Origin of the sequence: Pseudomonas farsensis, assembly GCF_014268805.2 — a bacterium.
GTDB lineage: Bacteria > Pseudomonadota > Gammaproteobacteria > Pseudomonadales > Pseudomonadaceae > Aquipseudomonas > Aquipseudomonas farsensis.
The window spans coordinates 661,736-683,521 of sequence record NZ_JABWRF020000002.1; the positions used below are offsets into that span (position 1 = coordinate 661,736).

Here is a 21,786-nt window from a genome sequence, read left to right on the forward strand (position 1 = left end):
TGGCAGTTACCGCCAGTTGGCTGCGAGCACCGGTTGCAAGGCCTGCGCGTGGGCCATATCGAAGTGGGTGAACGCAGGGTCTGCGGGTGCAAAGGCGGCCATGGCCTGGATCAGCGAGTCGGCATTGATACTCGCCAACTGCCGCACCGCCCCCGCACCGCCGTCCGCCAGGCCTTCACCTGGCTGCTGGAACCACAACTGCCCTGACAGCGCGGTTGCTGTTCCGCCCTCCGGGCTATCGGTGGTGTCGACAGGCTGCGCCTGGTCGGGCATGGCGAGGGCACTTCTGCGCTGGCGGTGCATCGGCGGCTCAGGCTGGCCGGTTTCGACCGGCAGGCGCTCGGTGGCAAAGATGAAGTCACCGGCATCGAGTTGAGCCACCTCCAGGGCGTCCAGATACAGCAGCTTCACCGGTTGCTCGGCGCCCCGCAGCACGGTTGTGCTCAGTTCCACACCGTGGATCTGCGCCACGCCGTTGATGGTGCTGCGGTTAAGCTTGGCAATGGCCAGATCCTCAAAACCGGTGACACCGACTTGGCTCAGGTCGATCTTGTCGACCCCATGGCGGAAGCCGCGCAGGGCATTGCTGTAATCCTTCGCATTGAGTTGGTGGCTGATCACGAAGCGGTCCGAGGTCGCGGTATCGTGGCTGTAGACCTTACCGGCCAAGGATGCGGCCAGCTTGCCATCGGCGCCAGGGCCCAGCGACACCCCTTCCCCACCGCCAGCCAGGACCACGACCCCAGCAACGCTACCCGCGTCTATAGGCGCCTGGTTACTGCGGGCGTAGTGCTCCGGCGCGACAAAGCGGTCTTGGAACTGGAAGTTCGCAGCGCTGAGGTTCTGTACTGACTGTTCGCTCAACTGGATGCTCTGGCCGCTGCCTAGCTCGATACGCACATCCGCGCCCTGCTGGCTGAGGTTGAGTTCGGCGAAAGTCTTGGCGCTGAAGCCAACCAGATTGATGCGCTCCCCTTTGGCGGGCTCGAAACGGTGCAGGGTGTCCTGGCCGCCATCACGCCGATGAACCACAAACAAGTCGGCGCCACTGCCACCGGTGAGGCTGTTGATGCCGCGGCCACCGTTCAGCAGGGTGTCGGCGTTGCCGGCGACCAAGGTGTCGTTGCCGTCGCCGCTGATCAGGTTGTGCAGGCCGGTCGGGTTGGGCAGGCTCAGCGGCGCCCCGGCAATGCTGGCGATACCGGTATCCAACGCAATCTGCACATCCCCGCTGACCGCTGCCGCGTTGAGGGTGTTGCGCCCGCCGGCTGTGCCGCTGACGGCATCGTCCAACACGCCCCGAGCCGGCTGGTTGTTCAGCGAAGGGCGGTATTCGTCGGTATAGAAATAGCTGTCGTCGGCACTGGCCTTGCTGCCATTCACGCGCAGGGCCCAGTTATTGAGGGTTAGCGGCTGGCCATTGGTTGCGTCCTTGAGTTCCAGCGCCCAGGTACCCGCCGAACTTTCGCCGCGGTGGTGGGTGCTCATGAAGCTGTATTTGAACGCGCCGGAGTGGGGGTTGCCCACATCGGTGTCATCGCTGCCCGGCGCCTTGCCGGTACGGTCCAGCAGCACGCTGCGCACGCCAGCCGGTGACACCACGGCCATGGTGATATCGCCCAGGCGGCCGATATCGGCGTCAAAATCGACCTCCACATGCTCCACCAACACCCCGGCTTGCAGCTGCAGCTCGGCGCGCACACTGCCGCCAGCGGCCAATGTCTGCCCCAGCGGCCCGCTGCTGGCGGCCAGAACGCCTTCATCTTCGCCCGTACTGCGGGCCATCCAGCTTTCGGCCAGGCGCACCGCCGCGCGTGCATCCACTTGGCCAAAGCCATAGTCATGGCTGGCATGCATACCACCGCCGTTCCAGTTGCGTGCGCCGTTGTCGCCCCACTGGGTGGTGCTGTCGTTGATCCAACGGGCCGACAGCGCCAGAATTTGCTGGACGTCGCGGTAACCCAGGTTGGGGTTGGCTTCGAGCATCAGCGCGGCAACGCCTGAGACGATCGGCGCGGCAAAGCTGGTGCCCTGCATGCTGCTGTAGTCGTTGCCGAAGGTCGAGCCGCGGTCGGTTTCAAGCTGGCGGCTGGTCGAAAACACATTGCTGCCCGGCGCCGATACCAGCAGGCTTGCGCCGGGGTTGCTGAAGGGCGCGGAGCCGATGTTCAAGGTCGACAGGTCGCCCTGGGCGTTGATGGCGCCCACCTCGATCGAGAAGCGGGTGTTGTTGGTCAGTGAGCCTTGGGCAGTGCCGCCCTGCTCGCGCTCGTTGCCGCCGGCAGTGACGATTACTGTGCCCAGGCCGCCACGGCCGTTGTGCGCTGCATAGCGCGTGCTGGCCACCAGGGCGGTAGCGGTGTTGACGGCGCTGCCGGTGAGGTTGCTCAAGGCAAAGTCGTTCTTGAAGCCCCAGCTGTGGTTGGCGACGTCATGGTTGAGCATGTGGCCCAGCGCGCTGAGGTCGTTGCCCTTGTTGGCCAGGTAGTAACCGCTGAGCGTCGCGCCATGGGCCACGCCGATGCCGCCCTGGTCGTTACGCGCGGCAACCATCACCCCGGCGACCATGGTGGCGTGGTTGGACGCAAGCGCCGGCAGCACCCCCTTGTCACGCTGGGACTGCAGCCAGGCCGGGTCGACATTGGCGGCCAGGTCCGGGTGCTCGATATCAAAAATTTCCGGCGCCGTGGCAAATTCGCCTCCGGGCTCGAACATGCCGATGCGCACGCCCTTGCCGCTGTAGTCGCGCCACACGGGCAGCACGTTGCTGTCGCTCAGGTACCACTGCTGCGCAGCCTGCGGGTCGCCTGGCATGCCGGGGTCGAGCAGCGCCACACTGGCGCGCATGGGCGCGGCCTGGCCGCTGCTCAGGTCGACCACCGAGGCGGCCGGGTTGCCCTGGGCATCGACGATGGCGTACTTGAACCCCATCATGCCGGTGTAGCCGGCCTCGGGAGTAAACAGCACATCGCCCTGTTCGGTGAGGTTGACCGAGCCACCGCTGGCCTCACCCACGCTGTCGAGGCGCAAACCGCCCTGGCTGCCCAGCAGCAGGTCGTTGGCCACCAGGCTGGCAGCGGTAATCAGGTGGGCGCGGTTGCGATTGAAGGGGGTGCCCTCCCAGTCGCTGTGCAGCACATCTGCCACGGGCATGGCGTTGGGGGTTTGCAGGTCGACGGCCGAAATATTCGAGAAATTCAGCTTCTGGATGTTTTTCAGGCTGACGGTACCGTCGCGGCCGCCCACCTTGTCGGCCACCTCATGGCCCTCGGCGGTGCGGGTGATGGTGTACTCGCCATGGGTGCCGTGCAACGTCACCAGGTTCACCCCGCCGTCGCCGTCGATGGTCGCATTGCCGTGGCCCACCTCGATCACATCGTCGCTCGCCCCGCCAAAAATCCGGTCGGCGCCGCCGCCGGCGTGGATGATGCTGCCGCTTTCGGCGCCATAGATGGTGTCGCCGTTGGGGCCTGCATAGATCAACGCCTTGCCGCTGCCGCCGATGATGGTGTTGCGACCGCTGCCGCCCACCAGCACATCGGTGCCGCCCCCGCCGACCAGTATCGAATTGCCCGAGCCGCCCTTGAGAATTACCCCGTTGTGGCCGCCGCTAACCAGTTTGTCGTCACCGTCGCCGCCTTGGGCGACAGTCAGCCCGGCCTGTGCCAGGTTCAGCCTGACGCCTTGCTTGCCGACCACAATGGCCATGTCACGCCCGCCATTGCCGTGGATATTGGCCGGGTCGTCCGAAGCGCTGATGACGAACACATCGTCACCCGCGCCGCCGTTGTAGGTGTTGCTGCCGGCACCACCGGTCAGCCAACTGCCAGCCGCTTTGGCGGTCAGCGTGTCGTCGCCGCTGCCGCCGTGCAGGTTGTCTACGCCAAGTGCCGTGGCATCCAGGGTTTCGCCGACCTCGCTCTGGCTGGCGAACACGCTAGTGGAGGTGGCGTTGGCGCCGTAGGTGGTCGAGGTCACGCGCACCCCGCTGCCCTCGGGGGTGACGGTGTTGCTGACCTGCTCGCCAAGAAAGTCCACCGCCAGCACCTCCTGCTGCTGGCCATTGCGGGTAAACGAGCCGGTGGCGATCACCTTGTTGCCATCCCGGGTCTGCGGCGCGCTCGAGGCCGGGCGCACGCTGATCTGGGTGATGCCCAGTTCGGCGAGGGTCTTCAGTTCGCCGCCATCGACCTTGGCATCGTGGCTGGCGTCGACCCATACCCGCAGCCTGTTCCACACCGGGTCGTTGGCATCGATCACCCCGTCCTGATTGCCATCCTCGCTGCCCAGCGCGGCAAAACCGTCCTTGAAGCGCTTCTCGCCGGCCGCGCCACCCACCCCGGGCTTGCCGCCGTAGTACTCGGAGAACATCTGGCTGACGTTGGCAACCTGCCCGCTGCCATCGTCAACTACCAGCATGCCCGTGCTGCGGTCGGCCCAGCCGCTGCGCTTGAGGGTGCCACTGTGGTCGGTGTCGAACAGCACGGCGTCGCGCAGGTCGGTCATGCGCACACCGTTGCCGGTGAGGTCCAGCAGCAAGGGGTCGACATAGGTGTTGATCTTCGCCTTGGTGGTCAGGTTGTTCACCGTCATCACGTTGTTCAGGCTGAAGTCCGGCTTCTGCGCCTCGGGCGCTGCGTAGAACGACGACAGATAACTGTTGGGCCGGGCATTCGGGTCGATCTGCACCTCGCCGGGGCGCACACCCCCCGTGGCCAGGCCGGCCATTTGCGAGGACGTGAAGTCGGTTTCGTTGAGAATGCCGCCGAGGGCGTAGACCGTGTCGGTGGGGGAACGCTTGATATAGCCGTTGCTCACGTCCAGTTGGGCTTGGCTTTCACCCTGGATTTTCTGTTGGGGTGTTGGGGATGCGGTAATGTCGACCTTGAGTATCTGGTTGAGGTCAGGTTGGTGCGCTGAGTTTTCGCGTGGGTCGAACCACTGGAACAGCTTGTAGGTGTTATCGGCAGCGAAATTTTGCAGTTCTTTGGCGACCTTCCAGGCGGGGAGTATATCCAAAGCATCGAAGCTGGAGACATACCGACCAAGCCCTGCAATATTTTGCGTAATTGAAACCGTTAGGTTTTTAACATATTCCACACCATCGCCAGGCACTTGCACAAAATCCCGACCAAGCCCGAAAGCCTCAATGGGAAGGCTGTCAGCCAGCGTGCCTGCCCAGTGCCAGTCTTCCAACTGTAGTGTATTGACTGCTGATAGCACATCTTCCTTGATGATTACATCGACCTCAGGGAACTCATGACTAAAGATTACTAAGTTGGCTACGTCAATGGCCAACTGGTCGGAGGCATTCTGGAATTCGGCATCCGATAGAGGCCGTCCTTTGGTCGCCGCGGCGAATTTCATTGAGCCGCGAACAATTTCATTGAATAGAGACTTGTCGTTAGAATTTATCTTTCGCGCTGTTTCAAGCCAGTTAGAGGCGATGGTCAGGCTTTCGGCGGTTGACGTGTCAGGCGCCAAGGCTTTGTTCTGGTCGACAATATTCTTCAGGTAGAGATACATTGAGGGGTATTCGGCGGCATCTTTCAGTTTTTTGATTTCTGCTACTTGGTCTTCGGAAAGAGTGATTATAGGCATGGACTATTCCTTGTTTATGATTGTTTTGTTTACGAATTTCATCACGAAGTCATCAGCTTCTAAAAAATCCATAAGACCTTTTTGATACTGATAATTGATCAGTATGCCTCTGTGCATTCTCTTGGCGACCCACGTGTGGCCACGGCTTCTAACATATACGCGCACGCCGTCCTTGCCGTTGAAGGCGAAGATATCTTCTTGTGGTTCTCGATAGATGTCAGTGTTATTTTCAGTTCTTAGATACGTATTGTTGTCGATTGATGCTCCGAGGTTAAAGTTGGAACCGACATAGTAGATTCGGAGTTGAAATTTTGTACCTCTCCAGGAGTAGTCCTCTGCTTGACCCTGGGGGTAGCTTAGACGGATAGGAATAATCTTTCCGCCCATGTAAGTTATGTTGCGGCACTGATTTTCGGGCAGGTTAAATTGGTAGGTGGTCTTGTTCCGTTCGTCCTTTAAAGTGCATGCAAAGCTGCTACTCGCCCATGCAAGTGCTGGGGCTATTAGTAGCATGAGAAAGACTTTCATTGTTGACCTGCTCTGCAAGTCTGGCCCGTCGATTCCTTAAGGGCAGCATTTCGGCTTAACCAGTGTGTTTGATTTAATTCTGGTGCCACTATAAAGTCTGTATTCAGCATCATAAATTCCAGCCCTCTCATCGCTCCCGCAAACTCTGCTGTACATGCTGTCGCAGCGGACTTGAAAAGTACCCAGTCAGTTTTCGTTCTGGGCTCAGCGCCAATGGACCTGCTAGATACTAGCGATGCTGGCAGGCGCTTAATATTTATGCTCTCGGAGAAAGTAGCGCTAGGCATAGCCTATTCCTCGCTTGTGATTGCTTTGTTTACGAATTGCATCACGAAGTCGTCAGCATCTGAGAACCCCATAAGATCTTTTTGGTACTGGTAAATAATCAGTATGCCTCTGTGCATTCTGTTAGCGAGCCAAGTGTGGCCACGATTTCTAACAAATATACGCACGCCGTCCTTGCCGTTGAAAGCGTAGGTATCTTCTTGTGGTTCCCGATATATATCAGTGTTATTTTCAGTTCGCAGGTAGGTGCTTTTATCGACTGATGTTTCGATGTTGTAGGTAGCATCTACGTAGTAAATGCGGAGACTGATTGTTGGACCTCTCCAGGAGTAGTCCACTGCTTGACCCTGTGGGTAGCTCAGACGAATAGGAATAATCCTTCCGTCCATGTACGTAATGGCACGGCATTGATAATCGGGTAAGTTTAATTGGTAGGTGGTCTTATTCCGTTCGTCGTTTAATGTGCATGCAAAGCTGCTGCTCGCCCATGCAAGTGGCGAGGCTATTAATAGGATAAGAAAAACTTTCATTGGCCACCTGCTCCTCAAGTTGGCCCCATCGATTATTTAGGGGCGGAATTTGCGACTTAATGAATGTCCCTGGTTTTATTTTGTTGTTATTTTTAATGTTGTATTCTGCGTCATAAGCCCCGCCCCCTCTCCGCTCGTGCAAACTCTCCTGCATATGCTGTCGCAGCGGGCTGAGGCAGTAGCAGGTCACTGTTCGTTTGCCTGTTCCGGTTTCGGCACTCATGGCGCTGCGAGGTAACATCGTTGCAGGTTGGCGCTGAATGCTTATGCTCTCGGAGAAAGTAGCGCTAGGCATAGCCTATTCCTCGCTTGTGATTGCTTTGTTTACGAATTGCATCACGAAGTCGTCAGCATCTGAGAGTCCCATAAGATCTTTTTGATACTGGTAAATAATCAGTATGCCTCTATGCATTCTTCTAGCGAGCCACGTGTGGCCACGATTTCTAACAAATACGCGCACGCCGTCCTTGCCGCTTAAGGCTAAGATGTCTTCTTGTGGCGCTCGATAGATGTCAATGTTATTTTCGGTTCGTAGATAGGTGCTTTTATCGATTGATGCTTCGATGTTATAGGTAGCATCTACGTAGTAGATAAGGAGACTAATTTTTTGACCTCTCCAGGAATAATCCACTGCTTGACCCTGGGGATAGCTCAGACGAACAGGAATAATCCTTCCGTCCATGTACGTAATGGCGCGGCATTGATCGTCGGGTAAGTTTAATTGGTAGGTGATCTTATTCCGTTCGTCGTTTAATGTGCATGCAAAGCTGCTGCTCGCCCATGCAAGTGCTGAGGCCATTAATAGGTTAAGAAAGACTTTCATTGGTCACCTGCTCTTCAAGTTAGCCCCATCGATTACTTAGAGCCGGGATTTGCGAATTAACAGCAGTTACCCTATAAGCAAAATCATCGTGGGTACTCACGTACCCCTCCCCAAAAGGCTCGGCATAGCGTGATACAAAACCGTAGCGCTCTGGAGAATTAACCCCGTCACTAATGGAATGCCAAATTTGGCCCGTGGTCGAAGAAGTTAAATCTCCTGCTTTACTGTCGCCCTTATTTTCATGGTGTTCGTATGGAGCGCCTGCTTCAGCGACTTTAAATGTCACGGTAAATGTTTTTGTGGATGTCATTAGTTGCTCTCTGTGTTGTTTCAGTGTTTAGGATTGTGATAGCTGACTTCAACGTAACTCTCAATTCCGATAAATTCCTTTGAATCTGCAAGCGTTCTAAATTCAGCGGTGTAGTTCCCGGGTGAAAGTGTAAGGGCTCGAATGAGCCGCGCTACTACGTTGACCATTCGTTCTTCGTGCTGAAATACCTGGGCCCAACTTACGCCTTTGCTGGTTATGTCCTGATCCAAGATTTTTTCATTACCTCGATTGATCCTCAGATTTACAGTAATCGGGACTCCATCTCTGTAGGCGCTGCCGAGGATCTCGGTCTGCTTAGCATCTTCTTCAGGAGTTGGGGCTCTGGCAAATAACAGTGCGAAGCTATAATCGCCTGTACTTGTTACTTTAAAATGAGTAATTACGGTCTCATTTGCTTTTGAAACATTAAATGTCTTGCGTATTGATACATGTGCAGAGCATGCAATTAAGAGCGTGGACGCCATCATTACGAGTATTGACATATTCTTGACTGAAGAGTGATGTTTGGCTCTATTCATTCTTGTACCCTGTCACTAGCTCTTGCTGCCGTTGCATTAAACTTTTTCGAGATTTCTGGCTGTCTAATAGACTAATTCTAGACATGGATTAATCCCTTTTTACGATTGTTTTGTTCACGAATTTCATTACAAACTCGTCAGCTTCTGAGAAACCCAAAGAGCTTTTGAGGTACTGATAATTGATCACTATGCCCCCATACATTCTGCTAGCGACCCAAGTGTGGATGCGATTTCGAATAAACACGCGCGCGCCATCCTCGCCATTAAATGCGAAGAACTCTTCGTTCCGTGTTCGATAGATGTCAATATTGTTTTCGGTTTTTAAATGAGTATTGTTGTCGATCAGTGGTCCGATTTTATAGCCGGCATCTGCGTAGTAAATGCGGACATCAATTTTAGGACCTCTCCACGAGGAATCCACTGCTTGACCCTGTGGATAGCTCAGGCGAATAGGAATAATTCTTCCGTCTATGTAGGCAATAGTGCTGCATTGGTCGTCCGGTAAGTTTAGTTGGTAGGTGGTCTCATTTCTTTTGTCATATAAAGTGCATGCAAAGCTGTGGCTCGTCCATGTAAGAGCTGGGGTTAGTACCATGGCAAGAAAAGTTTTCATTGCGCACCTATTTTATAATTCACCGTAACTGGATGTTTCCGGCAGACTGCGCTTGGTTAAGAAAGTTGTATCCGGCCTCCGTTTTGTTGGGTCAGTGTTTAGGGTTGTAACGCATAAATGAAATATAAGTCTCAATATCTTTAAACTGCCGCGCATCATCCAGCGTCCTTATCTCGACTGTATAAGCTCCTGGTACAAGCTCGATGATTCGTATGAGGCGTACAGCAGTGTTTAGCATTCGCCCCTCGTGCAGATAAGTCATACCCCACGCGGTGGCTACAGACTTGATATTTTGGTTGTGGACTAAGATGTTGTTGCGGTGCATACGGATATTTACATGGATAGGGACCCCCTCATTATCTACGTCGCCCCAGATTTTTCTTTGGAGTCTGATATCGTCTAAGGTCTCAGCTTTCAAAAACATAAACGCAAATCTGTAATCGCCAGTGTGCTTTACTGAAAACTGTGCGCCGGCTATTTGATCTTTACGTGATGCATCGATAGGTTTCCAAATCACTACGTGTGTTGAACAAGCCGCCAGCGACAGGCACGCTAGAACTATCACCAGTCGTGAAACTAAATTTGTATATTGAGGGCTTGTACTGATCATTTTCATTCTCGGCTTCAAGAGTCGTTAAATTTTGAAAGTTATATTCAGCGTCATAAGCCTCGCCCCTTCACCGCTCCCGTAAACTCTCCTGCATATGCTGTTGCAGCGGGCTGAGGCAGTAGCAGGTCACTGTTCGTTTGCATGTTCCGGTTTCGGCACTCATGGCGCTGCGAGGTAACATCGTTGCAGGTTGGCGCTTAATATTTATGCGCCCGGAGAAAGTAGCGCTAGGCATAGCCTATTCCTCGCTTGTGATTGCTTTGTTTACGAATTGCATCACGAAGTCGTCAGCATCTGAGAACCCCATAAGATCTTTTTGATACTGATAAATAATCAGTATGTCTCTGTGCATTCTTCTAGCGAGCCACGTGTAGCCAAAATTTCTAACAAATACGCGCACGCCGTCCTTGCCGTTGAAAGCGAAGATGTCGTCTTGTGGTTCTCGATAGATGTCAATGTTGTTTTCGGTTCGTAGATAGGTGCTTTTATCTATTGATGCTTCGATGTTGTAGGTAGCATCTACGTAGTAAATGCGGAGGCTAATTTTCGGACCGCTCCAGGAGTAGTCTACTGCTTGACCCTGGGGATAGCTAAGACGAATAGGAATAATCCTTCCGTCCATGTAAGTTATGTTGCGGCATTGTTTGTCGGGCAGGTTTAGGTGGTAGTTGGTCTCATTTATTTTGTCATATAAAGTGCAGGCAAAGTTGCTGCTCGTCCATGTAAGCATGGGGGTTAGTGCCATGGCTAGATAAGTTTTCATTGCTCACCTATTTTATAATTCACCGTAACTGGATGTTTACGGCAAGCTGCGCCTGGTTAATAAAGTTGTATTCGGCCTCCGTTTGTTGGGTCAGTGTTTAGGGTTGTAGTAGCTGAAGGAGACTTGAGTCTCTATGTTCCTAAGCGGCTGCAAATCGTCCAAGGTTCGCACTTCAACTAAATAATCCCCTGGGTCGAGCTCCATGATGCGAATCAGGCGAACCGCAGTGTTTAACCTCCGTTTTTCATATTCGTAATTTTTGTACCAATACACGCCTACAGATTTTATATTTTGGTCATGCACCAGAACCTTATCGCGATATACGCGAAGATTAAGGTCGACGGGGACGCCGTCGTTGTGCAAATCTCCTAGCAGAGTGTCCAGCGCTTCGTTTTCATCAGGTTTTTTACTTCTGATGAACATAAGGGAAAACCTGTAATCGCCAGTGCTCCTAACTGAAAACTGTGCTCTGGCTATTTGATCCTTACGTGACACATCGATGGGTTTGAAAATCATCACATGTTTCGTGCAAGCCGCTAACGACAGGCACGCTAGAACTATCACCAGTCGTGAAACTAAATTCGTATATTGAGGGCTTGTACTGATCATTTTCATTCTCTCCTTCGAGAGTCGTTAAATTTTGAAAGCTATATTCAGCGTCATAAGCCCCGCCCCCTCACCGCTCCCGCAAACTCTCCTGCACATGCTGTTGCAGCGGGCTGAGGAAATAGCCGATCACTGTGCGTTGGCTTGTCCTGATTTCGGCACTCACGGCCATGCCGGGCATCAGCGGGACGGGCTGGCCGTTTACCTGCAAGTGATCGCTGGCCAGGCGGATGCGGCTGCTGTACACCAGCCCCCGGCGTGGGTCTTCGATGGCATCGCGTGACACGCTCATTACCTCGCCCTGCACGGTGCCGTAGCGGGTGTAGGTAAAGGTCTCGACCTTGACCGTCACCCGCTGCCCGGGGTGCACAAAGCCGACGTCCTTGTTCTGCAGCAGGGCCTCGACTTCCACGGGCTGGCCGGCGGGCACGATCACCATCAGCGCCTGGGCGGGGGTGACCACGCCGCCGACGGTATGCACGGCCAACTGCTGGACGGTGCCGTCGACCGGGGCCAGGAGGCGCGTGCGGGCTTGCTGGTAGCGGGCCTTGGCCAGCGCCTGTTGCAGGCTGGCGGCTTTCTGCCCGGCGGTTTGTTGCAGGTCGAGCAGGCTGCGCCGGGCCTGGGCCACCACGCCTTCGCGGCGGCGCCGGGCCTCGGCCTGGGCGGCGTTGGCTTGGCGCACGCTGGCTTGCTGCACCTTGAGCTGGCGTTCCATGTCGAGGCGGGCCTGATGCTTGTCGAGGTACTCGTGGCGGGCGACGTATTGCTCACCCAGCAGGTTCTGGTAGTCCTCGGCCAGTTGGGTGACGATCGGCAGGCTTTTGCGCAGGCTGGCGACTTGCGCCTGGGCGGCCTCGATTTCGGCAGCGCGGCGCTGGATCTCGGCGTCGGCCTGGTCGAGGTTGTTGCGAAACTCCTGGTACTGGCCGTGCAGCCAGCGTTCGGCGTCTTGTACCTGGCTTGCATCGGCGTCTTCGAGGCCGCCGTGCAGCCCCAGCGGGGCCTGGCCGCTGGCGATCGCCTGGAGCATGGCGCTGCTGCGCGCCACATCGATGCGCGCAGCCAACAGTTCGCTTTCGCCCCGGCGCACATCGGCGCCTGCAGTGGTGGGGTCGAGTTCCAGCAGCAGCTCGCCGGCGCGCACGGGTTGCCCGTCGCTGACGTGAATGGCCTTGACCACCGCCGCTTCGCTGGGCTGGATCAGTTTGGTACGCCCGCTCGGCACCACCTTGCCGCTGGCCACCGCGACCACGTCGACTCGGCCAACGCAGGCCCACAGCAGGGCAATGGCGGCAAAGGCCATGATGCTCCACAGAAACACCCGCGGTGCCGGGTGCGGCGGGGTTTCCTGCAGGGCCAGGGCGGCGGGTAGAAATTCGCTTTCATCGGCGCTGCGTACGGGCGCGTCGAGGGCTTTGCGCTGGCGCCAGGCCTGCTGCCAGGTGTTGCGATAGCGCTGCCAAAGGGTATCAGGGCGGGTCATGGCTGCGCCTCGCTGGAGGGCGCCGGGGTGGCGCCGTGTTGCAGGCTGTACAGGCGGGCGTAGTGCCCGGTGGGTTGGGCGAGCAGTTCGGTGTGGCTGCCCTGCTCGACGATCTGCCCGCGCTCCACCACCACGATGCGGTGGGCCTCACGCACGGCAGACAGGCGATGGGCAATGATCAGCACCGTGCGGCCTTGGCAGATAGAGCGCATGTTCTGCTGGATGACCCGTTCTGACTCGTAGTCCAGCGCGCTGGTGGCTTCGTCGAAAATCAGGATGCGCGGGTTGCCGATCAGCGCCCGGGCGATGGCGATGCGCTGGCGCTGGCCGCCGGAGAGGGAGGCGCCGTGTTCGCCGACCAGGGTGTCGTAGCCTTCGGCGAGCTCCACGATGAAGTCGTGGGCGCCGGCCAGTTGTGCCGCCTGCATGACGGTTTCGAGCGGCGTGCCGGGGTCGCTGAGGGCGATGTTTTCGCGGATGGTGCGGTTGAACAGCATGTTGTCCTGCTGCACCACGCCGATCTGCCGGCGCAGCGAGGCGGCGTCGGCCAGTGCCAGGTCCATGCCGTCCACCAGCACCCGCCCGCGCTCGGGCACGTACAGCCGTTGCAGCAGGCGGGTCAGGGTGCTCTTGCCGGAGCCGGAGCGGCCGACGATGCCGATGACCTCGCCCGCCGTTATGCACAGGCTGACCCCGCGCAGCACTTCAGAGCCGTCGGCGCGGTAGCGAAAATGCACCTGATCGAATTCGATGGTGCCGTGCAGGGGCGGTAGCGCGCTGCGGGCCGAAGCGGACAGTTCAGTGCGGGTGTTGAGGATGTCGCCCAGCCGCTGCACCGACACGCCGGTCTGCTGGAAGCTGGTCCACAACTGCGCCAGGCGCATGATCGGCTGGGCGGCGCGCCCGGCGAGCATGTTGAAGGCAATCAGCTCGCCGACACTGAGCTGGCCGTCGATGACCAGCCGAGCGCCGAGCCACAAGGTGGCTACGGTGACCAGCTTGCCGATCAGGCCGACGCTTTCATTGGCCACGGTGGACAGGGTCTGGGTTTTGAACCCGGCGGCGACGTAGGCTGCCAGCTGGTTGTCCCAGCGCCGCAGCACCTGTGGCTCGACGGCCATCGACTTGAGCGTGTCGATGCCATTCACGGCCTCCACCAGAAACGCCTGGTTTTCGGCGCCGCGGTTGAAACTGTCCTGCAGGCGCTTGCGCAGTACCGGGGTTATCAGCAGCGAAACCAAGGCATACAGGGGCAGCGAGGCGACCACCACCAAGGTCAGCCAGCCGCTGTAGCAAAACATCACCACGATGAACACCACCGAGAACAGCACATCCATCACCAGGGTGATGGCGTTGCCGGTGAGGAAGTTGCGGATGTTTTCCAGCTCGCGCACGCGGGCCACCGAGTCGCCCACCCGGCGCGCCTGGAAGTAGGCCAGCGGCAGGTGGATCAGGTGGTGGAACAGGCGTGACCCCAGCTCGACGTCGATGCGGCTGGCGGTATGGGCGAAGACAAAGCTGCGCAGGCCACTGAGGGCGGTTTCGAACAGCATGATGCCGAGCATGCCGACGGCAATTACATCCAGCGTGGTCAGGCTTTGGTGCACCAGCACCTTGTCCATCACCACCTGGAACAGCAGCGGCGTGAGCAGGGCGAATACCTGCAGCACGAAGGACACCAAGGCCACTTCGCCCAGCAATTTGCGGTGCTTGATGATGGCTGGGATGAACCAGGAGAAGTCGAAGCGCGACGGCTCGCCAGGCAGCGGCGCTTCGCTGCGCACCAGCAGTAGCTCGCCGGTCCAGCGCAGCGCCAGTGCGGCCAGGTCGATGACCTGCGGCCCTTCGCAACGCGGGTCCTGGATCAGTGCTTTGCCGCTGTCCAGGCGGGCGATGATGAAGTAGCCGCCGTCACGGTCGTGGGCAATGGCGGGCAGTGGCGTGTGGCCCAGGCGCTGTGCGTGGGTACTGACATGCCGGGCCTTGAGGCCGAGCTTGCGGGCCGCGAGCAGCAGTTGCGGGGTGCCGAAAGGTTGCTGGCCTTCGGCGAATTCGTGGGCCAGTTGTTCGCCACAAGCGGCCAGATTGTAAAAGCGGGCAAGCATGAGCATGCAGACCAGCCCGGTATCTGAAGTGGCAGTGCTTGGTTCATTCATGGGGCATCCGTGCAGGCCGGGGCCGGCCTCTAAATAGGCGGGAGGGTTGGAGCGTGGTGCCAGCGCCGAGGGCTAGCCGGTTGCGGGCGGTTGCGTTCGGCTGCCGGGGGGAAGGAAGTCGCGGTCGGGGTCGTAGTCGCCGCTCAGATGACGGGCGAGATGGATCAGGTCTTCCGGGGCCAGGCTGCCTGCGGCCTGCTTGAGCTTGAGTGAGTCGACGATGTAGTCGTAGCGGGCGTCGTTGTACTCGCGCACCGCCCGGTACAGCTGGCGTTCGGCATTGAGCACGTCGGCGGTGTTGCGCGAACCGAGCGCCAAGCCCATCTGGTTGGCCTTCAGCGAGGCGTGGCTTGAGCGAATACTCTGCTGGCGGGCGGCGACCTGCTGCACATGGGCGCTGACGGCGCGGTGCAGGTTGCGGGTTTGCAGCACCACTTCACGGCGGCGGTTTTCGTGTTCGTCTTCGCTCTGTGCCAGGCGCTGGCTGGCTTCACGCACTTGCGAGCGGGCCAGGCCGCCGCTAAACAGCGGGATGTTCAGCTCCAGGCCCAGGGTGGCCTGGGCCATGCGGCCGCGGTAGCCGTTGCTGCCGAAGTCGGTGGGGTTGCTGTAGCCGAAGCGGTCGTTGTCGCCCTGACGGTAGCTGGCGATGGCATCCAGGGTGGGCGCATGGCCGGCCTGGCGCTGGCGACGGGTGTGTGCTGCAACCTCGACGGCGTGGCTGCTGGCCAGCAGCGAGAGGTTGCCCTGCACGGCCTGGTTGACCCAGGTGGTGGCATCTGCCGGTGTCGGCGGCTGCACCGGCAGCGGGTGGGCAAAGCCTGCGATGCGCGAATAGCCCTGCTGGGTGAGGCGGTTGAGGGCTTCGAAGGCATCGGCGACGTTACGTTGCGCCACGTTGTGATTGGCGCTGGCAGTGTCGTAGGCAGCCTGGGCGTCCAGCACGTCGGTGAGGTTGGCAGCGCCGTTGGCAAGCCGGCCCTGCGCCTGTTGCTGTTGGCGTTTGAGCGCACGGGCCTCTGCGGTGGCGGCCGCCAGAGCATCGAGTGCGCGAAGGGTGGCGAAGTAGGCCTGCGCCGCTTGCAGGATCAGCGCCTGTTCCTTGGCCGCCAGCTCCAGGCTGGCCTGGGCTGCCCCGGCTTGGGCGGCTTTGAGGGCGTGCCAGCGGTCCAGGCGCAGCAGCGGTTGGTTGAGGCTGGCCTGGTAGACGCTGCCGCCGCGGGTGCGGGCAAACGCGGGTTCGTCGCGCTGCAGGCGGGTGGTTTCGAAGCTGGCGCCGGCGCTGAGGCTGGGCAGCAGGCCGGCCCGCGCTTGCGGCACGCGCTCCTGCAACGCCTGGAATTCGTGGCGGGCGGCGCTCAGGTGGGCATCCTGCCCGGCCGCCTGGCGATAGACAGCCAGCAGGTCAGCACGCGAGGGGTCGGCGAGCAACAGCGGGCTGTGGACCAGGCCGGCGGCAACAAAGGCATGGAGCGCAAGGGCGTGGAGGGACATGGCGATCTATCCGACTTCCAAGACAAGGGAAATCCATCCTACTTTGCTGAAATATCCTCGATAAATCGGAAGAATACCCCGCACGTTGTCGGAAGATTCGCCTAGTGAAGGTCGCATTGTTCCCATCCAGGATCGGAAATCTTCCTTCTGCCAACCTAGGTCGCAATGCCGCTCATGCAAGCAACAAAATCATTATGGGGTATTGGCAACTGATGCTTTTTTGCTATTATCCAATTCCCGCCTGATTTATCTGGAACGCCCGTTCTAGAGCCTCCGCAATTAAGTTTCAGTTAAGTTTTCTCCGCTAGCGTAGGAAATCAGTCCACCGCGGCTGTGATTAATTACCTGTGCGTGTCATCTAAAACCTCGCATAGCCATAATCTTTCCCCGGTAACATGGAACGTACCCACAAACCGTCAAGAGGATGAATCATGCCTGTCAAGGACCCCTCCAAGGCCGTCCCGGTTGCACCCGCAGAAAGTGCCGATGCTGCCATGAAGCATATCGTCGACGGCTTCCTGCGGTTCCACACCGAAGTCTTCCCTGAGCAGCAAGAACTGTTCAAGAAGCTGGCCACCGCGCAGAAGCCGCGCGCCATGTTCATTACCTGCGCCGATTCGCGCATCGTCCCCGAACTCATCACGCAAAGCTCGCCTGGCGACCTGTTCGTTACCCGTAACGTCGGTAACGTGGTCCCGCCTTACGGCCAGATGAACGGCGGCGTTTCCAGCGCCATCGAGTACGCGGTCATGGCACTGGGCGTGCACCACATCATCATCTGTGGCCACTCCGACTGTGGCGCCATGCGTGCGGTGCTCAACCCGCGTTCGCTGGACAAGATGCCGACCGTTTCCGCCTGGCTGCGCCACGCTGAAGTGGCCCGTACCGTGGTCGAGGACAATTGCTCCTGCGCCGACGAACACGAGAGCATGGGCCTGCTGACCAAGGAAAACGTCATCGCCCAGTTGCACCACTTGCGCACCCACCCGTCGGTGGCCTCGCGCCTGGCCGCAGGCCAACTGCACATCCATGGCTGGATCTACGATATCGAAACCAGCCAGATCGAAGCCTACGATGCCGCCAGCGACCGCTTCCTGCCGCTGACCGAAGGCGACACGATCCCCTGCGCTACTCCGAGAGGCCGCTACTAAGCGACCCCGTCACGCTGAAAAGACCTTGATAGCCGGCTGCACCCAACGGGTGCGGCGCGGCCTTCGGCTGCCTTGAATTTCCCTGACTGCCTTGCCGGCAAACCCGCTGGCGGCCCGCGTGTGCGCGTGTTTCAGGGTTCCCCGTGCTAACGGCCAGTGGATTGGCCGTCAATCAAAAATGGAGCGTCATGGTGAACAAGACACAGATCAAAGCGGCACTGCCGCGCGAATTACTGGCATCGGTTGTGGTGTTTCTGGTCGCCCTGCCCTTGTGCATGGGCATTGCCATCGCGTCCGGCATGCCGCCGGCCAAGGGGCTGATCACGGGCATCATCGGGGGTGTGGTAGTGGGCTTTATTGCCGGCTCGCCGCTACAGGTCAGCGGCCCGGCCGCGGGCCTTGCGGTGCTGGTGTTCGAGTTGGTGCGCCAGCACGGCATGGCCATGCTCGGGCCGATCCTGCTGCTGGCCGGCTTGCTGCAGCTGCTGGCCGGGCGCTTTCGCCTGGGCTGCTGGTTCCGCGTCACGGCGCCGGCGGTGGTGTACGGCATGTTGGCAGGTATTGGCGTACTGATCGTGCTGTCCCAGGTGCATGTGATGTTCGATACCGCACCGCAGCCGTCGGGTATGGATAACCTGCTGGGCTTCCCGGCCACGCTGGCGGCGGCGCTGCCGCTGGAAAACGCCGGCGCCGGCTGGCAGGCCGGGCTGCTGGGGTTGGGTACCATCGCCATCATGTGGGCGTGGGAGCGCTTTCGCCCGCAGCGGCTGAGGTTCTTGCCCGGCGCCCTGTTGGGCGTGGCGGCGATGACTGCCATCAGCCTGTGGCTGGCGCTGCCGGTCAACCGCGTGCAGGTGCCGGCTGACTTGTCCGAAGCCATCGACTGGCTGCGCCCGGACGACCTGCTCAAGCTGGCTGACCCCACCTTGCTGGTGGCAGCCTTCGCCCTGGCGTTCATCGCCAGCGCCGAAACCTTGCTTTCGGCGGCGGCGGTAGACCGCATGCACAGCGGCCAGCGCTCGGACTTCGACCGTGAGCTGTCGGCCCAGGGCATCGGCAACATGCTTTGCGGTGTGCTCGGTGCGCTGCCGATGACCGGGGTGATCGTGCGTAGCTCGGCCAACGTGCAGGCCGGCGCACAGACCCGCGCCTCGGCGATTCTACATGGTGTGTGGTTGCTGGCGTTCGTGGTAGTGCTGAGCAGCGTGCTGCAGCAGATTCCAGTAGCGAGCCTGGCGGGTGTGCTGGTGTACACCGGTATCAAGCTGGTGGACTTCAAGGCGTTTCGTGGCCTGGGCCGCTATGGCCGGATGCCGATGTTCACCTATGCCGCTACGGCGCTGGCGATCATCTTCACTGACCTGCTGACCGGCGTGTTGCTGGGCTTTGCTTTGACGCTGCTGAAGCTGGCGTTCAAGGCGGCGCGCCTGAAAATCAACCTGGTGGCGTTGGGTAAACCGGGGCATATGGAACTGCGCCTTGCCGGTTCGGCGACCTTCCTCAAGGTGCCGGCGCTGACCCAGGTGCTGGACAGTGTGCCGGCAGGTACCACGCTGCATGTACCGTTGGGCAACCTGAGCTACATCGACCATTCCTGCCTTGAGTTGCTCGAAGACTGGGGGCGCAGTGGCGCGGCCAATGGCTCGCGACTTGTGCTTGAGCAGCATCGCCTGAAACGGCGGGTCGAGGGGCGTTTGCGCACTACCGCGGGCGTCGGGACCTGACGGCCATTGGGGCGTGCCCAACCGTAGCATTGCTGGGCTGGTTGGGCCCAATTCTGTGGGAAAGGATAAATAGTTGTGGCGAGCGGGCTTGTCCCGCGTTGGGCTGCGCAGCAGCCCTGAGGATTACCTTGGGTTTCAAGGGCTGCTACGCAGCCCAACGCGGGACAAGCCCGCTCGCCACAAGGAGATATGTCTGGCGAGAACCGGCTTGTACAAAACTATAGAATCTCCCACACATTGGCTTTGACACGGTCTGTGTGTAGGAGCGGCCTCGTGTCGCGAAAGGGCTGCGAAGCGGCCCCAGGATTTGTGACTTATGCAGAATTGCCGGGGCTGCTTCGCAGCCCTTTCGCGACACGAGGCCGCTCCTACAGGGGGCGTGTCAAGCCCAGCCAATCAGACTGGCTGGCCCAACTCCACGCCGAGCTGGCGCGACAGGCATGGCCAGCGCTTCCAGGCAGCGCCGGTCTCGGGGCTGCTCAGGCGCTCGCGGTAGGTTTCCACCGACTCCGCCGCAAAGCTGTCTTCGTTGAGCATCTCGTCCACCGAGTGGTGCACGACTTCATCGAGCTGGTTGGCGAACGTCTCGCCAATCAATTGATGGGCGATCAGGTTGGCCACGGTGGTGTCCACCGGAATCAACGGCTGCTGGAAATGGCGGATATACAGATCGTTGACTTCCTCCACCAGGCGATGCGCCAGGTAGGCCTCATCCAGCAGGCAATCCAGGCCAATGTGGCCGGCCATCACGCTGAGCGGTTGCAGGAAATAAGCTTCGGCGATTTTCAGCACCGGCTTGATCTGCGACTCGATACCGGCTTCGACTGCCACTTCATGGGCCGCCTCCAGCAATTCCGGCACCTGGTCGATGTAGGCGCTGACGAAACGCGCCAGCGTACCTTGGGCGTCTTGGGGCAGTTGGATCGAAGGGTGCAGATGCGGCGCTTGGTCTTTGAGACGGGCTTCGAGTTGGCCTGTCTGGCGCTCGTGTTGGTGGGCTTGGTTAATCTGCTCGCGTACAGCAGCGATGTTCATGACAACTCCAGGGACATGGCGTTACAAACGGAAGACACTAAGGTAGCTCGGTATACAACATGCCTAAGACGCATTTGTTATAAATCGGTCACGTGTGTACCGAATGCGTTATATCAAAGTGCCATCATTTTGCCCCAGCCCTTGCTGCATAAGGCCTGCAGCCCGCTTGCAGGGTTTCATCAAGATCATTTCATAGCCTGCATTGCGCAGCCTTGCCCCCTGTCTATACTCCGCTTGAAACGTGATTGGTTGATGAGGCCCGACTGCCTTTAGCAGGGGGCTCGGTCGTCGAAGCCAGGCAGTCTTGGCCGCCGTTCCCCCCTTTGTCGTAGCAGGTCGTCCACGCCTCCGGGACAACAAGAACGATAAGGGGAACCCGCAATGATGCGACATCCACATGTCTGGATGGGCCTCCTGCTGTGGTCGGCTATGGGTCAGGCAAACGCGGCGTGGACGGTCAACATGGCGCCCGGCGCCACGGACGTTTCCCACGCCGTGTTCGACCTGCACATGACCATCTTCTGGATCTGCGTGGTCATCGGCCTGGTGGTGTTCGGCGCCATGTTCTGGTCGATGGTGGTGCACCGCCGCTCCACTGGCCAACAGCCGGCCAGCTTCCATGAGCACACCCGGGTGGAAATCCTCTGGACGGTCGTGCCGCTGCTGATCCTGGTGGTGATGGCGATCCCCGCCACCAAGACCCTTATCGATATCTACGACGCCAGTGAATCGGACATCGACATCCAGGTCACCGGCTACCAGTGGAAGTGGCACTACAAATACCTGGGCCAGGACGTCGAATTCTTCAGCAACCTCGCAACCCCCGCCGCGCAAATCGCCAACCAGGCCCCCAAGGACGAGCATTACCTGCTCGAAGTCGACCAGCCATTGGTGCTGCCAGTCGGCGCCAAGGTGCGTTTTCTGGTGACTGCCGCCGACGTGATCCACTCCTGGTGGGTGCCGGCGTTTGCGGTCAAGCGCGATGCCATCCCGGGCTTTGTCAACGAGGCCTGGACGCGGGTCGACAAGCCCGGCATCTACCGTGGCCAGTGCACCGAGCTGTGCGGCAAGGACCATGGCTTCATGCCGGTAGTGGTCGAGGTCAAAAGCCAGGCCGACTACGACACCTGGCTGGGCGAGCGCAAGGCCGAGGCTGCCAAGCTCAAGGAGCTGACCAGCAAGACCTGGACCCTCGAAGAGCTGGTCGAGCGCGGCGACAAGGTCTACCACACCACCTGCGTGGCCTGTCACCAGGCCGAGGGCCAGGGCCTGCCGCCGATGTTCCCGGCGCTCAAGGGCTCGAAAGTCGCCACCGGGCCGATTCAGGACCACCTGGGCATTGTCTTCCACGGCAAGCCCGGCACCGCCATGGCCGCGTTCGGCAAGCAACTGTCGGAAGTCGACATCGCCGCCGTGGTGACCTACGAGCGCAATGCGTGGGGCAACAACAAGGGTGACATGGTGACGCCCAAGGATGTGCTGGCACTGAAACAGGGGCAAGCGCAATGAACCGCGGCCAGAGTGCAGGAGAT

General features: G+C 59.2%; 16 protein-coding genes. 3 read left to right on the forward strand and 13 right to left on the reverse strand.

The features are described 5' to 3' along the window. Positions 1-6: 6 nt before the first annotated feature. The 12 genes from HU719_RS12395 to HU719_RS12450 form a co-directional block, all read right to left on the reverse strand. Complete coding sequence (locus HU719_RS12395) at positions 7-5,019, reverse strand: SPM autocatalytic domain-containing protein (protein ID WP_225917220.1); 5,013 nt, start codon at positions 5,017-5,019, stop codon at positions 7-9. A 585-nt stretch (positions 5,020-5,604) separates the two neighbouring features. Continuing rightward, a complete protein-coding gene (locus tag HU719_RS12400) occupies positions 5,605-6,129 on the reverse strand; it encodes a hypothetical protein (RefSeq protein ID WP_186534827.1) in 525 nt (174 codons plus the stop codon). A gap of 290 nt (positions 6,130-6,419) precedes the next feature. After that, positions 6,420-6,944: a hypothetical protein gene (locus tag HU719_RS12405; RefSeq protein ID WP_186534826.1), complete on the reverse strand. Its 525-nt coding sequence runs from the start codon at positions 6,942-6,944 to the stop codon at positions 6,420-6,422. Between the two features lie 298 nt (positions 6,945-7,242). Next, a complete protein-coding gene (locus HU719_RS12410; protein ID WP_186534825.1) occupies positions 7,243-7,767 on the reverse strand; it encodes a hypothetical protein in 525 nt (174 codons plus the stop codon). A 330-nt stretch (positions 7,768-8,097) separates the two neighbouring features. After that, entirely contained in the window at positions 8,098-8,616 is a 519-nt protein-coding gene (locus tag HU719_RS12415) for a DUF5625 family protein (RefSeq protein ID WP_186534824.1), read from the reverse strand. 88 nt (positions 8,617-8,704) lie between these two features. Next, complete coding sequence (locus HU719_RS12420; RefSeq protein WP_186534823.1) at positions 8,705-9,229, reverse strand: hypothetical protein; 525 nt, start codon at positions 9,227-9,229, stop codon at positions 8,705-8,707. A gap of 91 nt (positions 9,230-9,320) precedes the next feature. Beyond that, the gene (locus tag HU719_RS12425; protein ID WP_186534822.1) at positions 9,321-9,845 is read right to left on the reverse strand and encodes a DUF5625 family protein; all 525 of its coding nucleotides are present in this window, start codon (positions 9,843-9,845) and stop codon (positions 9,321-9,323) included. A gap of 232 nt (positions 9,846-10,077) precedes the next feature. Beyond that, positions 10,078-10,602: a hypothetical protein gene (locus tag HU719_RS12430; protein ID WP_186534821.1), complete on the reverse strand. Its 525-nt coding sequence runs from the start codon at positions 10,600-10,602 to the stop codon at positions 10,078-10,080. A gap of 90 nt (positions 10,603-10,692) precedes the next feature. Continuing rightward, on the reverse strand, positions 10,693-11,118 hold the full coding sequence (locus HU719_RS12435; RefSeq protein ID WP_186534820.1) for a DUF5625 family protein: 426 nt from the start codon (positions 11,116-11,118) through the stop codon (positions 10,693-10,695). Between the two features lie 160 nt (positions 11,119-11,278). Next, positions 11,279-12,694 (reverse strand): HlyD family type I secretion periplasmic adaptor subunit, encoded by a 1,416-nt coding sequence (locus tag HU719_RS12440; protein WP_186534819.1) that lies wholly within the window; start codon positions 12,692-12,694, stop codon positions 11,279-11,281. Further along, positions 12,691-14,850 (reverse strand): type I secretion system permease/ATPase, encoded by a 2,160-nt coding sequence (locus HU719_RS12445; RefSeq protein ID WP_186534818.1) that lies wholly within the window; start codon positions 14,848-14,850, stop codon positions 12,691-12,693. The genes HU719_RS12440 and HU719_RS12445 overlap by 4 nt, the downstream gene beginning before the upstream one ends. A gap of 72 nt (positions 14,851-14,922) precedes the next feature. Next, positions 14,923-16,344: a TolC family outer membrane protein gene (locus HU719_RS12450; protein WP_186534817.1), complete on the reverse strand. Its 1,422-nt coding sequence runs from the start codon at positions 16,342-16,344 to the stop codon at positions 14,923-14,925. Between the two features lie 431 nt (positions 16,345-16,775). Here HU719_RS12450 and HU719_RS12455 point away from each other — a divergent pair, with 431 nt between their 5' ends. Both HU719_RS12455 and HU719_RS12460 read left to right on the forward strand, forming a co-directional pair. Continuing rightward, entirely contained in the window at positions 16,776-17,495 is a 720-nt protein-coding gene (locus HU719_RS12455; protein WP_186519275.1) for a carbonic anhydrase, read from the forward strand. Positions 17,496-17,683: 188 nt separating this feature from the next. After that, positions 17,684-19,219 carry a SulP family inorganic anion transporter gene (locus tag HU719_RS12460; RefSeq protein ID WP_189659764.1) on the forward strand — a complete coding sequence of 512 codons (1,536 nt, stop codon included), beginning with the start codon at positions 17,684-17,686 and terminating at the stop codon, positions 19,217-19,219. 396 nt (positions 19,220-19,615) lie between these two features. On the opposite strand, the gene HU719_RS12465 is transcribed toward HU719_RS12460, so the two are convergent. Continuing rightward, positions 19,616-20,254: a hypothetical protein gene (locus HU719_RS12465; RefSeq protein ID WP_186537124.1), complete on the reverse strand. Its 639-nt coding sequence runs from the start codon at positions 20,252-20,254 to the stop codon at positions 19,616-19,618. A 381-nt stretch (positions 20,255-20,635) separates the two neighbouring features. Here HU719_RS12465 and coxB point away from each other — a divergent pair, with 381 nt between their 5' ends. Beyond that, complete coding sequence (coxB, locus tag HU719_RS12470) at positions 20,636-21,763, forward strand: cytochrome c oxidase subunit II (protein WP_186537123.1); 1,128 nt, start codon at positions 20,636-20,638, stop codon at positions 21,761-21,763. Positions 21,764-21,786 lie beyond the last annotated feature (23 nt).

Coding starts and splice junctions, on each gene's coding strand:
- HU719_RS12400 (WP_186534827.1), bottom strand. CDS start 6,129: ATGAAAGTCTTTCTCATGCTACTAATAGCCCCAGCACTTGCATGGGCG.
- HU719_RS12405 (WP_186534826.1), bottom strand. CDS start 6,944: ATGAAAGTTTTTCTTATCCTATTAATAGCCTCGCCACTTGCATGGGCG.
- HU719_RS12410 (WP_186534825.1), bottom strand. CDS start 7,767: ATGAAAGTCTTTCTTAACCTATTAATGGCCTCAGCACTTGCATGGGCG.
- HU719_RS12415 (WP_186534824.1), bottom strand. CDS start 8,616: ATGAATAGAGCCAAACATCACTCTTCAGTCAAGAATATGTCAATACTC.
- HU719_RS12420 (WP_186534823.1), bottom strand. CDS start 9,229: ATGAAAACTTTTCTTGCCATGGTACTAACCCCAGCTCTTACATGGACG.
- HU719_RS12425 (WP_186534822.1), bottom strand. CDS start 9,845: ATGAAAATGATCAGTACAAGCCCTCAATATACAAATTTAGTTTCACGA.
- HU719_RS12430 (WP_186534821.1), bottom strand. CDS start 10,602: ATGAAAACTTATCTAGCCATGGCACTAACCCCCATGCTTACATGGACG.
- HU719_RS12435 (WP_186534820.1), bottom strand. CDS start 11,118: ATGATTTTCAAACCCATCGATGTGTCACGTAAGGATCAAATAGCCAGA.
- HU719_RS12440 (WP_186534819.1), bottom strand. CDS start 12,694: ATGACCCGCCCTGATACCCTTTGGCAGCGCTATCGCAACACCTGGCAG.
- HU719_RS12445 (WP_186534818.1), bottom strand. CDS start 14,850: ATGAATGAACCAAGCACTGCCACTTCAGATACCGGGCTGGTCTGCATG.
- HU719_RS12450 (WP_186534817.1), bottom strand. CDS start 16,344: ATGTCCCTCCACGCCCTTGCGCTCCATGCCTTTGTTGCCGCCGGCCTG.
- HU719_RS12455 (WP_186519275.1), top strand. CDS start 16,776: ATGCCTGTCAAGGACCCCTCCAAGGCCGTCCCGGTTGCACCCGCAGAA.
- HU719_RS12460 (WP_189659764.1), top strand. CDS start 17,684: ATGGTGAACAAGACACAGATCAAAGCGGCACTGCCGCGCGAATTACTG.
- HU719_RS12465 (WP_186537124.1), bottom strand. CDS start 20,254: ATGAACATCGCTGCTGTACGCGAGCAGATTAACCAAGCCCACCAACAC.
- coxB (WP_186537123.1), top strand. CDS start 20,636: ATGATGCGACATCCACATGTCTGGATGGGCCTCCTGCTGTGGTCGGCT.